Source organism: Agreia sp. PsM10 (assembly GCF_030433855.1).
GTDB lineage: Bacteria > Actinomycetota > Actinomycetes > Actinomycetales > Microbacteriaceae > Agreia.
This window is the reverse complement of the sequence record NZ_JARUXC010000001.1, coordinates 1-13,292: the sequence shown is the minus strand read 5'-3', so window position 1 is coordinate 13,292 and position 13,292 is coordinate 1. Positions and strand designations below refer to the sequence as shown.

Here is a 13,292-nt window from a genome sequence, read left to right as displayed (position 1 = left end):
CCGTGTCGCTCCCGCTCACCGCTGTCACCGCAATCGGTGAATCCCTCGTCGACGTGATCGCGGGGTCCGACGGCGCACCCTGCGCGGAGCATCCGGGCGGATCGCCGATGAACATAGCGCTGGGCCTGGCCCGGTTGAACAGGCCCGTGGCTCTCGTCACGCGTATCGGCGACGATGCCCGCGGCGCCTCGATCGCCGAGCATCTGAGGGAGGCCGGCGTGACGCTCGCCTTCGGTTCGGTTCGCGATGAGCCGACCTCGACGGCGACGGCATACCTCGGCGCCGACGGCTCGGCCGAGTACGTGTTCGATCTCCGCTGGTCTCTACCCATCGGCCTCAGCGTCGACGACCCGATCCTGACCGGATCGGACATCGTGCACGTCGGCTCGATCGGAGCGTTCCTCGAGCCGGGCGGAAGCACTGTCGTGTCTTTGCTGAGGCAGCTCGTCGGCTCCGGGCGCCCGCCTCTCATCTGCTTCGACCCGAACATGCGGCCCAGCATCGTGGCGGACCACGGAGCTGCCCTCGCCCGATTCGAGCAGATCGCGGCCCTTGCTGCCGTCGTGAAGCTCAGCGACGAAGACGCCGAGTGGCTGTATCCCGGGCTCGGTCTCGAGGCCGCGGTCGAGCGCATCCTCCGCTTCGGCGTCGGACTCGTGACGGTGACCCTGGGCAGCGCCGGCGCATTGCTGGCCACGCGTTCGCTGCGCTTGACCGTGCCCGGTGTCGCCGTCGAGGTCGCAGACACCATCGGCGCGGGCGACTCATTCATGAGTGCCCTGATCGACTCCATCGCCGGACTCCGCGACGAGGGCGTGTCGGCCGAGGCGCTGCGCAGCGGAGGCGCCTTCGATGCGGCCCTGCTCACCGACATCGGCGACTACGCGGTGCGCTGCGCCGCCATCACCGTCTCCCGCCCCGGAGCCAATCCCCCGACTCGTGCGGAGATCGGTTTCCCGGGCAGGGCTTCACGCGTCTCTCAGTGAACGGTGACGTCGTCGAGGGCGACGGTGGTCAAGCCGCGTGATGTGCGATGTGGGAGAGCGTCGCAAGTACCCCCACAGGGACTCGAACCCTGACTGAAACGATTTTAAGTCGTCTGCCTCTGCCGATTGGGCTATGGGGGCCCGCGCACCCTCGAGACTACCGAACCCTCCCTTGACCGGGGCGCCGAACGGGTCTAGCTTGTCTCTAAACCGGTTTAGCCGACTCAATGAGGAGATCGCGATGCAGGCATCCCGCCCGACGATCGCCGACGTGGCCCGCGCCGCCGGGGTCAGCAAGGGCCTCGTGTCGTTCGCGCTCAATGACCGCCCGGGGGTGTCGCCCGAGAGCCGCACGCGCATCCTCGCCGCGGCCGAGGAGCTCGGCTGGTCCCCCAGCGTGCGGGCACGCTCGCTCAGCTCCGACGTGTCGTTCGCCGTGGGGCTCGTCATCGCCCGCGATCCCGAGATCATCGCCGACGACTCCTTCTTCCCCTCCTTCATCTCGGGCGTCGAACGGGTGCTGGCCCCTCGTGGCCAGTCGCTGGTTCTGAGCGTCGTGGGCGACGAACGCCTCGAAGAGGCCACCTACCGCAGGCTGGCGGCCGAGCGCCGCGTCGACGGCGTGATCCTCACCGACCTCAGGGCCGCGGATTCCCGTGTATCCCTGCTGCGAGAGATCGGTCTGCGCGCGATCTCGCTGGGCCGCACCGACGTCGACGCAAGCGCCATTCCCGCCGTGACCCTCGACGACGCCCCGGCCATCCACGACGCCGTGCGGCACCTCGTAAGCCTGGGCCACACGCGCATCGCCCACGTCGCGGGCCCGGACCGCCTGTTGCACGCCGCCCGACGCAAGGCGTCGTTCCTGCAGGCCGTCGCGTCGTCGAACCTCGCGGCACCGGTCGTCGTCGAGACCGACTTCACCGCCGCCGATGGGGCGCGCGCCACCGCGGAGCTGCTCGACCGTGCCGAGAGGCCCACCGCGATCGTCTACGCGAACGACGCGATGGCGATCGCCGGCATCGGCGTGGCCCGGCGCGCCGGCCTCGACGTTCCGCGCGACGTGTCGATCGTCGGCTTCGACGACTCGGCGATCGGCCGCTACATCGAGCCGGCGCTCACGACGGTGGCGACGGATGCCCGGGGCTGGGGATTCACGGCCGCCGACACCCTGCTGCGGCTGGTCAGCGGCGACGAGGTGGGCGACATCGAACTCGCCCCCGCAGAACTGGTGGTTCGGGATTCCACGGCGACGGCGCCGACGGAGACGAACACAGACAGGAGACAACGATGAAGAAGAGACGAGCTGTGGCCGCGGCCGCGCTGATCGTCGGGGCGCTGGCGCTCACGGCGTGCTCGCGCGGCGGCTCGGGCGGATCACCCGACGACCACGGACCCATCACGATCTGGTACTCGAACAACGAGCAGGAGGTCGCCTGGGGCAAGCAGATGGTCGAAGCCTGGAACGCCGAGCACCCCGACGAGAAGGTCACGGGCCAGGAGATCCCCGCCGGCCGGTCGAGCGAGGAGGTCATCGGCGCCGCCATCACGGCCGGAAACGCGCCCTGCCTGATCTACAACACCGCCCCGAGCGCGGTCGGCCAGTTCGAGAAGGCGGGCGGACTCGTCGACATCTCGTCGCTGCCGGATGGCGCGGAGTACATCGAAGACCGGTCCGGCGACCTGTCGACGCAGTACCAGAACGCCGACGGCGACTACTTCCAGCTCCCGTGGAAGTCGAACCCCGTCGTCATCTTCTACAACAAGGACATCTTCGAAAAAGCCGGGCTCGATCCCGACGACCCCCAGCTCTCGACCTATGCCGACTTCCTCGCCGCGTCGAAGACCGTCGTCGAGAAGGGCGGCGCCGACTACGCGATCTGGCCCGCACCGACGAGCGAGTTCTTCCAGATGCAGTTCGACTTCTACCCGCTGTACGCCGCGCAGACCGGGGGCAAGCTGGTCGTGGAGGACGACAAGGCCACGTTCGACGACGAGGCCGGCGACGGCGTCGGCGAATTCTGGTCGACCCTCTACGCCGACGGGCTCGCCGGCCAGGAGAAATACACGGGCGACGCGTTCGGAGACGGCAAGGCGGCTATGGCGATCGTCGGCCCGTGGGCGGTCTCGGTCTACGACGGGGTGAACTGGGGTTCCGTTCCGGTTCCCACCCAAGACGGAATTCCCGCCGACGAGACCTACACGTTCAGCGACGCGAAGAACATCGGCTTCTATACCGCCTGCGTCAACCAGGGAACGGCGTGGGACGTGGCGAAGTTCTCGACGAGCCTCGATCAAGACAAGAAGCTGCTCGAGACCACGGGCCAGATGCCGCTGCGCGCCGATCTGCTCGACACTTTCCCCGACTACTTCGCGGCCAACCCCGCCTACGCCGAGTTCGGCGACCAGGCGGCCCGCACCGTCGACGTGCCCGCCGGACCCAACACTGTGCAGATGCTCCAGGCGTTCCGAGACGAATGGTCGCAATCCGTGATCTTCGGCGGCAAGGACGTGAAACAGGCGCTGGCGGATGCGGCGGCCAAGATCGACGACATCGCCAAGCAGCCGTAAGGGGAGACGACCATGACCACACTCATCGAGAACCCGCCCCGCCCTGTCGGCCGCACACGACGCATCCTCGGCCGCAACCCGCTCGGACTGCTGTTCAGCGCCCCCTACCTGATCTTCGTGATCGCGGTGTTCGCGTATCCGCTCATCTACTCCGTCTGGATCTCGTTCCACGACTTCTTCTTCACGGCGCCCGGCTTCGAGGCCGACAGGCCGTTCGTGGGCCTGACCAACTATCTGACGGCGTTCCAGGACCCGGCGGTCATCCGCTCGTTCGGCAACGTGGGCATCTTCCTGCTCATCAACGTTCCGCTGACCGTGGTGCTGTCGCTGCTGCTCGCCTCGGGCCTGAACCGCATCGTGCACTTCCGCACGTTCCTGCGGGTCGCGTACTACGTGCCCTACGTCACCGCGAGCGTCGCGGTCGTGGCCATCTGGCTGTTCCTGTTCAACGGCGACGGACTCGTGAACACGGTGCTCGGTCCGCTCGCCCCCGATCCGTCGTGGCTCATCAACTCGACCTGGGCCATGCCGACGATCGCGTTCTTCGTCACGTGGAAGCAGCTCGGCTTCTACATCCTGCTCTATCTCGCGGCCCTCCAGGGCATTCCGAAAGAGCTCTACGAATCGGCATCCACAGACGGAGCCGGGCCCATCCGGAGCTTCTTCTCAGTGACCGTGCCGGGCGTCAGGCCCGCCACCGTGCTCGTGCTCCTCGTCTCCACCGTCACGGGCGCGAACCTCTTCACCGAGCCGTACCTGCTGACGGGCGGCGGAGGCCCCGACGGCGCATCGGCCTCGCCGGTGCTCATCATGTACCAGAAGGGCCTGCAGCAGGGACAGCCCGACGTGGCCGCCGCCATCGGCGTCGTGCTCGTCGTGCTGGTGCTCGTGGTCGCACTGCTGCAGAACCGCTTCGCGGGAGGACGAGACTGATGTCGAGATTCCAGAAGATCCTCCGGGGCGTCGTGCTCTTCATCGGCGCGGTCGCGTTCCTGTTCCCGTTCTACTACATGATCATCGGGTCGCTGCAGACCGCTCCCGACCCCACGATCGCGGGCGCGTTCCCGAATCCGTCGAACATCACCGGCGAGAACTACACCGCCATCAACGACCGCATCAACCTCTTCCAGGGGCTCCTCAACCCAGGGCTCTTCACCGGCGGGGTTCTGCTCGGCACCCTCGTCTTCGGTGTGCTCGTCGGGTACGCGCTCGCAGTACTCCAATGGCGCGGCCGCGGGGTGACCTTCGCGTTGGCCCTGCTCGTGCAGGTGGTTCCGTTCCAGCTGCTGATGGTGCCGCTCTACGTGCTGATCGCCCGCGACTACGGGCTGAGCGACAACTACCTGGGCATGATCCTGCCGTTCGCCATCAACTCGACGGCGGTGATCATCTTCCGGCAGTACTTCCTGCAGCTGCCGAAGGAGCTCTTCGAAGCGGCCCGCATCGACGGGGCCGGCGAGTTCGCCGTGCTGCGCCGCATCGCCCTTCCCCTCGTGCGCCCGGCCCTCATCACGGTCGTGCTGCTCACCTTCATCGGCCCGTGGAACGAATTCCTCTGGCCGTTCCTCATCACCAAGGAGGCCGGTCTCCAGCCACTCGCCGTCTCGCTCGCCAACTACATCTCGAACGTCGCCGCCACCGCCGCCAATCCGTTCGGAACCACCCTCGCGGGTGCCGCCGTGCTCGCGGGGCCCGTCGTCATTCTGTTCATCATGTTCCAGCGCTACTTCATCTCGACCGACATCGGCTCGGGAGTGAAAGGATGACCATGCACACCACCCCGTTCCCCTACGAGCTCACCCGGGTCGGCGTCATCATGACGCCCGAGGAGGGCAACGATCTCGAGGCCGAGGGAGTCCTCAATCCCGGCAGCGGGCACACTCCCGATGGCGCGCTGCATCTGCTCCCCCGTCTCGTGGCCACCGGCAATGTGAGCCGCGTGGGCCTCGCCCGCGTGGTGATCGAGGACGGCGTCCCCGTGGGCGTCGAACGCGAAGGCGTCGTGCTCGAGCCCGATCGCGGCTGGGAGCGCGGCGCCCACAACGCCGGCGTCGAAGACCCCCGGGTGACCTTCATCCCCGTTCTCGGCCTGCACGTAATGACGTACGTCGCCTACGGGCCGCTCGGGCCCCGCACCGCCATCGCGACCTCGTCGGATCTCCGCGAATGGACCCGCCTGGGGCCTGCGCTCTTCGACTACGACGACTCCCTCGACATGGACCTCAACCTCTTCCACAACAAGGACACGGTCTTCTTCCCCGAGCCGGTGACCGCCCCCGATGGAACGGAGAGCCTCGCCGTGCTGCACCGCCCGATGTGGGACCTCGGCGAGACCAAGCCGGGAGAGGGAATCCGTGTGCCCGAGGGCGTGCCCGACGACCGGCAGAGCATCTGGATCAGCTTCATTCCTCTGGCCGAGGTCCTGGCAGACCCGCGCACCCTCGTGCGGTGGGGGCAGCACCGCTTCCTGGCCGGCCCCGAGTTCCCGTTCGAGGCCGTGAAGATCGGCGGAGGACCTCCTCCCCTAAGGGTCGACGAGGGCTGGCTCATCCTGCACCACGGCGTGACGGGCGTGATCAACAGCGCGTTCGCCCAGCAGCAGAAAGTCAACTACGCCGCGGGCGGCATGATCCTCGACGGCGACGACCCCACGAAAGTGATCTCCCGCAGCCCGGAGCCGCTGCTGTTCGCCGAGACCGAGGACGAACGCAGCGGTATCGTGCCGAACGTCGTGTTCCCCACGGCGATCGAGACGATCGACGGGGTGCGCTTCGTGTTCTACGGCATGGCCGACTCGAAGATCGGAGTCGCGCGGCTCGACAGGCGCGGGGCGGCTACAGCCTGAGCCACACGAACTGGTGCGGCTCCAGCACGAGATCGGTCCACAGATCGACCGTGCTGGCCGTCACCAGGTCGTCGGCCGTCGGGGGCAGCCCCGCCAGCGTCTCCCGCGTCACGGTCTGCTCCGTCTCGGCGAAGTTCGCCAGCACCACGACGGTCGACGGAACGCCGTAGAACGTGCCCGAGCGCTGGTAGCCCAGCACGTGCGGATTGTTCGTGCCGAAAGCCACGAGGTCTCCGCCGGCGAACTCCGGGGTCGCCTGCCGCACGGCGATCAGGTGACGCAGCCTCAGGTAGATGCTCCCGGCATCCGTCGTCGCATCGAGCCGCGACGCGTAGCGGTCGGCCGGATAGCGCGGCCGCCCCACCCAACGGCTGTCGCCCTCCTGGCCGGGCACCTCGAGCTGGCCGTAGTCGTTCAGCTGCCCCACCTCGTCGCCGAGATACAGCAGCGGAATGCCGCCGGTGCTGAGAACGATCGAATGCGCCAGCACGATGCGATAGATCGCCTCGTCATCGCCCGCCTCGAGCCCGGCGAGGGATGCCGTGGTGCCCGACACGCGCGCATCCCCGGTCTTCGGGTTCTCCTGGAACGGAGCGCCGCGCGAGAAGCTGCCCTCGAAACGGTTGACATAGAACGCGTTGAGAAAGCGTCGATGGTCGAAGCCGTCTACGCCCAGCTCCCGGGCATCCTCGTCGGCGAAGGTCCAGCCGATGTCGTCGTGGCTGCGCACGTAGTTGACCCAGGCCGTTCCCGGGGCGATGGCGTGGCGACGTTCGAGGGCCTGCGACAGCAGGCCCACCTCCCTCGTCGCGAGCGAGTTCCAGATGAGCGCCATCTGCAGCGGGTTGTAGCTGAGCTGACATTCCTCGAGGGAGATGTACTGCACGACCTCGTCGGGGTGCACGATGGCCTCCGACTTGAAGAGCAGCGACGGCACCGCGATGCGGCACACCGCGTTGAACGCCTGCAGCAGCAGGTGCGCCTCGGGCATGTTCTCGCTGGACGTGCCGAGCCGCTTCCAGATGAACGCCACCGCGTCCATGCGCACCACGTCGACACCGGCGTTGGCGAGGAAGAGCAGCTCGCCCGCCATCGCCCGGAAGACCGCCGGATTCGAGTAGTTGAGGTCCCACTGGAACGAGTGGAACGTCGCCCAGATCCATCGTCCGTCGTCGAGCTGCACGAACGACCCGGGATGGTCGTCGGGGAAGATCTCGCGCACCGTCTGCTCATAGGCATCCGGCATCTCGCGGTCGGGGAAGATCCAATAGAAGTCCTCGAACTCCGGATCACGGGCGAGCGCCTTCCGCGCCCACTCGTGCTCGTTCGAGGTGTGGTTGAAGATGAAGTCGATCACGAGCGAGATGCCGTGGCCGCGCAGCTCGGCCGCGAGCTCGGTGAGCTGCTGCATCGTTCCGAGCGACGGATTGACCTGCCTGTAGCTCGACACCGCATAGCCGCCGTCGGAGTTCTCGCTCGGCGCGAGGAACAGCGGCATCAGGTGCAGGTAGGTGAGCCCCAGCTCGACGAAATACGGGATGCGTTCGCGGATGCCCGACAGGTCGCCGGCGTACAGGTCGACGTAGCAGACGCCGCCCAGCATGCGGTTCGACAGGAACCAGCCGGGATCGGCCGCCCGCTTCGCGTCGAGCGTCCGCAGATCGGCCGGGCGGGCCTGCCACGACTCGGCGAGTTCGGCGACGAGGGATGCGAGATGGCCCGTCACGCTCGGATCGTCGCCGTAGATGCGGGTGAAGAGCGACTCCAGCCGCGGGAACTCCGCGTCGAAACGCTCCGCGAACCCCTGCCAGTCGGCATCCGATGTGCCGGGGCGGCGCGCGCCGTCACGATGCTCGGTCATTGTCGTCATCGTTTCTCCCTCACGCACACTGCCAGCACTCTACCGATCGCTCCTTAGTACCCTCTAATAATGAGCAGGCGACGCCGATCGGAACCCGAGACGAACTCCTCCACGGAGGTGACCGTCGATCGGGTGTACGACGGAGAGCTCTACGTACGCGTCAGCACGATCGGCAAGACCGGCGACCGACCCTTCGTGCTCGTTCCCGGCATCGGCGTGTCGAGCAACTACTTCGAGCGACTCGCCCCCAACCTCAACCGCTTCGGCCCCGTGCACGCGCTCGACCTGCCGGGGTTCGCGGGCGTGCCGCACCCGAAGTCGGCCCTGAGCATCCGGGGCTACGCCGACCTGGTGGGCCGGGTCATCGACGAGCTCGACCTGGTCGACCCGATCGTGGTCGGGCATTCGATGGGCACCCAGATCGTCACCGACCTCGCCTCGCGACGGCCCGACATCACCACGTTGGTGCTCATAGGTCCCGTCGTGAACCCCGCGGAGAGGCGCATCCCCACCCAGGCGCGGCGCTTTCTGCAGTCGGCGTGGCACGAGCCGGGCAGGGTCAAATTCCTGGCCGTCAGCTCGTATCTGCTGTGCGGCTTCAAGTGGTTCTTCCGGGTACTGCCGCGCATGATGAGCTTTCCGATCGAAGACCGACTGCCGCTTGTTCAGGCGAACACCCTCGTCATCTGCGGCGAGCACGACGCGGTTGCTCCCCGCGACTGGGTCACCCGAGTGGGTGAACTTCTCCCCCACTCCCGCAGCTGGGAGATGCCCGACTCCGCGCACTCGGTCATGCACGCCCACGCCGACGAGGTGGCGAGGCTGTGCGTGGCGTTCGCCGAACATCCGGGAACCGACGACGACACCCTGCGCACCTACGACCTGTCGGCCGACGACATCCCCGACGACGAAGACGAGAAGCCGCCCGCGGATGCCGCGAAGGCGGTCGTGGGTCGGGTCACCGAGACGGTCGGAATCCTCGCGCACGACGACGAGACCATCGCCCGCGGCAAGACCATGCATGCCGAGTCGATGGGCGACCCCGACGAGAAATGACGAAGCGCCCGCTCCCTGAGGGGAACGGGCGCTGTCGCGTTCGAGCGGCTACTTGGTGTCGACCGGGTCGCCGCCGCCGACCACGATGGGAGCGCCCTCGGGCGAGGGCAGGCTCGTGTCGGCTGTCTTCTTGGGTGCGCGCTTGGCGGCCGGCTTCTTGGCGGCCGGCGCGGGCTCGGTCGGCGCGGATGCGATGGCCGACGTGGCAGGAGCCGTTGCGGCGGCCGCGGCGGGAGCCGGAGCGGGCGCGTCGGCGGCCGGACGCGGACGCGACGCGAACGTCTCGAACGCGGCACGCGGGGTGACCCGGGCCTCGAGCGAGGCGATGTCGCGGCCGAGCACGAAGTTGAACACCCAGTTGCCGATCACACGGATCTTGCGCTCCCACGTGGGCATCGCGAGGCCGTGGTAACCGCGGTGCATGAACCAGGCGGGGAGACCCTTGACGGCGATCTTGCCCGACTGGAAGGCGCCGACGCCGAGGCCGAGACCCGCGACGGCTCCGAGGTTCTTGTGGTTGTACTCGACGAGCTTCTCGCCGCGCAGCGCGGCCACGATGTTCTTGGCCATCAAGCGGCCCTGGCGAACCGCGTGCTGGGCGTTCGGCACGCAGAATCCGCCGACGCCGCCGCCCGAGAGGTCGGGAACGGCCGACACGTCTCCGGCGCCCCAGGCGTCGGCCACGATGTCGTCCGCGGTGCCCACGCGGAGGTCGGGGCGGACCTGCAGGCGCCCGCGCTCCTCGATGGGAAGATCGGTGCCCTTGAGCATCGGGCTCGCCATGACGCCGGCGGTCCAGATGATCGTGTCGGACTCGAAGCTGTCGCCGGTCGAGAGCTCGATGACTCCGCCGACGGCCGACTTGAGCTGCGTGTCGAGGTGGATCTCGGCGCCCCGCTCGGCCAGGTTCTTGATGACCCAGAGGCTCGTGGGCAGCGAGACCTCGGGCATGATGCGGCCCATCGCCTCGATGAGGTGGAAGTGCGTGTCTTCGAACTTGATCTCGGGGTACTGCTTGAGCAGGCCGCTGACGAACGAGCGCAGTTCGGCGAAGATCTCGATGCCGGCGAAGCCTCCGCCGACGACGACGACGGTCAGCAGACGATCGCGCTCGGGGCCGGCGGGAAGGCCCGCCGCCTTGTCCATGTTCGTGAGGATGCGGTCGCGGATGGCGACGGCCTCTTCGATCGTCTTGAGGCCGATGGCCTCGTCGGCGACGCCCGGGATCGGGAAGGTGCGCGAGACGGATCCGGCGGTGACCACGATCTGGTCGTAGGCGAACTCGTAGGGCTCACCGATGTTGGGCGTGATGGTGGCCGTCTTCGACGCGTGGTCGATGCCGGTCACCTTCGCCGCGACGATCTCGGTCTTCTTCAGGTGGCGACGCAGGGGAACGATCGCGTGCCGGGGCTCGATGGAGCCGGCGGCAACCTCCGGCAGGAACGGCTGGTAGGTCATGTAGGGAAGCGGGTCGACGACGGTGACCTCTGCTTCGCCGGGCCGGAGCCACTTCTCGAGTTTCCATGCGGTGTAAAAACCGGCATAGCCGCCGCCGACGATCAGGATTCTGGGCACAGTGAAAGCTCTCCTAGGGGGAAGGTGTTGTAGTTAATCTACTCCCTGCGCCGCACGCGCCGAACATGCACCACTGCCGCCGTGATGATCACCGCGAGAAGCATCAGGAACACGGAGATCACTGCGATGGGAATTCCGTTCATCGTCAGTTTAGCAACGCTCGGCCACCACGACGCGGCCTGGTCGGCGGTCGTGCCCGGCTCGTCGGTCTCGGGAGCCGCTATGGCCTTCGGTCCCGCACCCGACGCATCCGGCGACGGCCTGTAGGTCGCGATCCACTGGGCCAGCGATCCCATGGGGTTCTCGGTGACTGCGGGAACGTCGGCCGTGACAGCCGCCTCCGCGTTGATGAGCCCGTATCCGTAGATCGGCCCGGGCACCGGATCGCCCTTGGGCGTGGCCGTGCTGACGATGCGGTTGATGACGCCGGCCACGTCGAGATCGGGATGCGCCGCGCGTACCAGTGCGACGAGACCCGACACGATGGGTGTGGCTCCGGACGTTCCCGCCCAGGTCACGTATCCGCCGCCCGGAACGACCCCGACCAGCTGCTCGCTGGGCGCGGAGACGGCGATCGTGATGCCCTGGCTCGACGCATCGAAACTCGCATCGCCGCCGCGATCGACGCCGGCGACGGTCAGAACGCCCGGGATGGTGGCCGGCGCACCGACCTCGGTGGTGCCGCTGCCCCGGTTGCCGGCCGCCGCGACGATGACCACGTCGTGGTCCGCCGCATAGAGGAAGGCGTCGTCCCAGCTCGTGGGCCAGTCGAGGCTGTTGCGGGTGAGCGACATGTTGATGACATCTGCGCCGTTGTCGACGGCCCAGCGGACGGCGTTGGCGATCTGGTCGTCAGTTCCCACGACTCCCGCGCCGAGCGCGACGCTGATCGAGAGCAGGGAGGCTTCGGGTGCGACGCCGATCACGCCGTCGTTGCCCCCGGTTCCACGGCCGGCGATCAGCGATCCGACCATCGTGCCGTGCTCGTCGTCGTCTCCGACCGGTGTCTGCCCGTCGGCCGCGCCGACGCCCGAGACGTCGGTGCCGCCGACGACAGCGCCGGCGAGGTCGGCGACCGATCCGTCGACGCCGGTGTCGATCACGGCCACGGTCACGCCCGCGCCGCGGGTCGTGTTCCAGGCCGCCTGCACTCCATAGTCGGCGAGCCAGTACTCGGCGCTCCGCACGGCGTCGGCGCGTGCCGTGGGCACGTCGCCGACGGGGGCGACGGCGAGGATGCCGGTGGCGAGTGCCGCCGAGACCGCCACGACCCGGAGGGGTGACGTGCGGCGGCGCTCACTCACGCGATCGCCTCGTAGTCGATGCACTCGCAGACCGTCGGCGACCAGCGCCCGCGCTCGAGCGCCAGATCGCCGATCGGGTTCACGCCAGGGCCGGCCGCGAGGGCGTGCCCGGCCAGGGCGTGCAGGCACTTGACACGCACGGGCATGCCGCCAGCCGAGACTCCGGCGAGCTCGGGGACGACCTCGATACCCTCCCGGTCGGCGATGTACCTCTCGTGAGCGGCCAGGTACCGGGCACGCAGATCGTCGTCGTGCGGCAGCATGTCTTGGAACTCCGCCATGACCTGCGTGGCCTCGAGCGCAGACATCGCGGCGGTGGCGGCGGGGTGGCTCAGGTAGTAGAGGGTGGGGAACGGCGTTCCGTCTTCGAGGCGGGGCTTGGTGGCCACGACCGTGGGGGCGCCGCACACGCAGCGCGCCGCGATGCCGATGACGTTGCGCGCCGGGCGTCCGAGCTGCGCCGACACGGTGGCGACGTCTTTCTCGCTGGGCGGATCGAAAGGAGGTGTCGTCACTGGATCGTTCCGGATTTCTGGAGTTCTTCGGGGGTCTGGGTGCTCAGGCCCGCGCTGACGCCCGACGAGAAGATCGCGCCGAGCCAGTCGACCTTGGTGTTCTGGATGCCGGTGCTCACGGGGGTGTCGTCGACCGGCGCGGTCGGGGCCTGGTCGTCGATCACCAGGAAGCTCGTCTCGCCGGGCATGACGAAGTAGAGCCTCTCTCGTGCCTGCGCCTTGATGTATGCGGGGTCGCTCCACCTCGCCACCTCGGAGTCGAGCTGGGCGTTCTGGGACTTCTTGTCGGCGACCGATTGCTGCAGGGCGGCGAGTTGCTGCCGCTGCTCGATGTAGAGCCGCAGGCTCGGGGCGAGCACGACGACGAACACGATGAGCACGCCGAGGATCACGAAGGTGAGACCCGAGACGCGGAAGCTGTACTTCTGCGGCGAGGTGCTGCGGGAACGCGGAATGGGGGGCCCCCCCCCGGGGGGGGGCCTTCAGCGGCCGCGGGGGGGGGGGGGGCCCGGGGGGCCCCCCGGGGGCCCCCATCACGCCCCCGTCTCCCCGGCTTTTAGCCCCCCCCCCCCCCCCCCC

Annotated in this window: 12 protein-coding genes and 1 tRNA gene; 7 read left to right on the top strand and 6 right to left on the bottom strand. The window is 68.3% G+C overall.

The window, feature by feature from the left end; genetic code table 11:
• The first annotated feature begins 2 nt into the window (after window positions 1-2).
• Window positions 3-986, top strand: a complete 984-nt coding sequence (locus QCD70_RS00065; protein ID WP_301213015.1) for a carbohydrate kinase family protein — start codon at window positions 3-5, stop codon at window positions 984-986.
• A 67-nt stretch (window positions 987-1,053) separates the two neighbouring features.
• On the opposite strand, the gene QCD70_RS00060 is transcribed toward QCD70_RS00065, so the two are convergent.
• Window positions 1,054-1,127 (bottom strand) — tRNA-Leu (locus tag QCD70_RS00060).
• Window positions 1,128-1,227: 100 nt separating this feature from the next.
• Here QCD70_RS00060 and QCD70_RS00055 point away from each other — a divergent pair.
• From QCD70_RS00055 to QCD70_RS00035, 5 genes are read left to right on the top strand one after another with little or no spacing between them, the layout of a single operon-like run.
• Window positions 1,228-2,280: a LacI family DNA-binding transcriptional regulator gene (locus QCD70_RS00055; protein ID WP_301213014.1), complete on the top strand. Its 1,053-nt coding sequence runs from the start codon at window positions 1,228-1,230 to the stop codon at window positions 2,278-2,280.
• Window positions 2,277-3,557 carry an extracellular solute-binding protein gene (locus tag QCD70_RS00050; protein WP_301213013.1) on the top strand — a complete coding sequence of 427 codons (1,281 nt, stop codon included), beginning with the start codon at window positions 2,277-2,279 and terminating at the stop codon, window positions 3,555-3,557. The genes QCD70_RS00055 and QCD70_RS00050 overlap by 4 nt, the downstream gene beginning before the upstream one ends.
• Window positions 3,558-3,569: 12 nt before the next feature.
• Entirely contained in the window at window positions 3,570-4,490 is a 921-nt protein-coding gene (locus tag QCD70_RS00045; RefSeq protein ID WP_301213011.1) for a carbohydrate ABC transporter permease, read from the top strand.
• Complete coding sequence (locus QCD70_RS00040) at window positions 4,490-5,323, top strand: carbohydrate ABC transporter permease (RefSeq protein WP_301213010.1); 834 nt, start codon at window positions 4,490-4,492, stop codon at window positions 5,321-5,323. Before QCD70_RS00045 ends, QCD70_RS00040 begins: the two co-directional genes overlap by 1 nt.
• 2 nt (window positions 5,324-5,325) lie before the next feature.
• Complete coding sequence (locus QCD70_RS00035; RefSeq protein ID WP_441004892.1) at window positions 5,326-6,402, top strand: glycoside hydrolase family 130 protein; 1,077 nt, start codon at window positions 5,326-5,328, stop codon at window positions 6,400-6,402.
• Here the strand turns inward: QCD70_RS00035 and QCD70_RS00030 are convergent.
• Entirely contained in the window at window positions 6,392-8,263 is a 1,872-nt protein-coding gene (locus QCD70_RS00030) for an alpha-amylase family protein (RefSeq protein ID WP_301213008.1), read from the bottom strand. The genes QCD70_RS00035 and QCD70_RS00030 overlap by 11 nt on opposite strands.
• Before the next feature lie 69 nt (window positions 8,264-8,332).
• Here QCD70_RS00030 and QCD70_RS00025 point away from each other — a divergent pair, with 69 nt between their 5' ends.
• Window positions 8,333-9,319: an alpha/beta fold hydrolase gene (locus QCD70_RS00025; protein WP_301213006.1), complete on the top strand. Its 987-nt coding sequence runs from the start codon at window positions 8,333-8,335 to the stop codon at window positions 9,317-9,319.
• 48 nt (window positions 9,320-9,367) lie between these two features.
• Here the strand turns inward: QCD70_RS00025 and QCD70_RS00020 are convergent, their stop codons facing one another.
• Genes QCD70_RS00020 through QCD70_RS00005 form a run of 4 tightly spaced genes read right to left on the bottom strand, consistent with a single transcriptional unit; the run spans window position 9,368 to window position 13,105 of the window.
• Complete coding sequence (locus QCD70_RS00020; RefSeq protein ID WP_301213005.1) at window positions 9,368-10,894, bottom strand: NAD(P)/FAD-dependent oxidoreductase; 1,527 nt, start codon at window positions 10,892-10,894, stop codon at window positions 9,368-9,370.
• Window positions 10,895-10,932: 38 nt separating this feature from the next.
• Window positions 10,933-12,198, bottom strand: a complete 1,266-nt coding sequence (locus QCD70_RS00015; RefSeq protein ID WP_301213004.1) for a S8 family peptidase — start codon at window positions 12,196-12,198, stop codon at window positions 10,933-10,935.
• Window positions 12,195-12,713, bottom strand: coding sequence for a DUF501 domain-containing protein (locus tag QCD70_RS00010; protein WP_301213003.1), 519 nt, complete (start codon window positions 12,711-12,713; stop codon window positions 12,195-12,197). Before QCD70_RS00010 ends, QCD70_RS00015 begins: the two co-directional genes overlap by 4 nt.
• Entirely contained in the window at window positions 12,710-13,105 is a 396-nt protein-coding gene (locus QCD70_RS00005) for an FtsB family cell division protein (protein WP_301213002.1), read from the bottom strand. The genes QCD70_RS00010 and QCD70_RS00005 overlap by 4 nt, the downstream gene beginning before the upstream one ends.
• Window positions 13,106-13,292 lie beyond the last annotated feature (187 nt).

What these genes read in the sequence shown, in the direction of transcription:
- QCD70_RS00055 (WP_301213014.1), top strand. Translation starts at nt 1,228, where the DNA reads ATGCAGGCATCCCGCCCGACGATCGCCGACGTGGCCCGCGCCGCCGGG.
- QCD70_RS00050 (WP_301213013.1), top strand. Translation starts at nt 2,277, where the DNA reads ATGAAGAAGAGACGAGCTGTGGCCGCGGCCGCGCTGATCGTCGGGGCG.
- QCD70_RS00045 (WP_301213011.1), top strand. Translation starts at nt 3,570, where the DNA reads ATGACCACACTCATCGAGAACCCGCCCCGCCCTGTCGGCCGCACACGA.
- QCD70_RS00040 (WP_301213010.1), top strand. Translation starts at nt 4,490, where the DNA reads ATGTCGAGATTCCAGAAGATCCTCCGGGGCGTCGTGCTCTTCATCGGC.
- QCD70_RS00035 (WP_441004892.1), top strand. Translation starts at nt 5,326, where the DNA reads ATGCACACCACCCCGTTCCCCTACGAGCTCACCCGGGTCGGCGTCATC.
- QCD70_RS00030 (WP_301213008.1), bottom strand. Translation starts at nt 8,263, where the DNA reads ATGACCGAGCATCGTGACGGCGCGCGCCGCCCCGGCACATCGGATGCC.
- QCD70_RS00025 (WP_301213006.1), top strand. Translation starts at nt 8,333, where the DNA reads ATGAGCAGGCGACGCCGATCGGAACCCGAGACGAACTCCTCCACGGAG.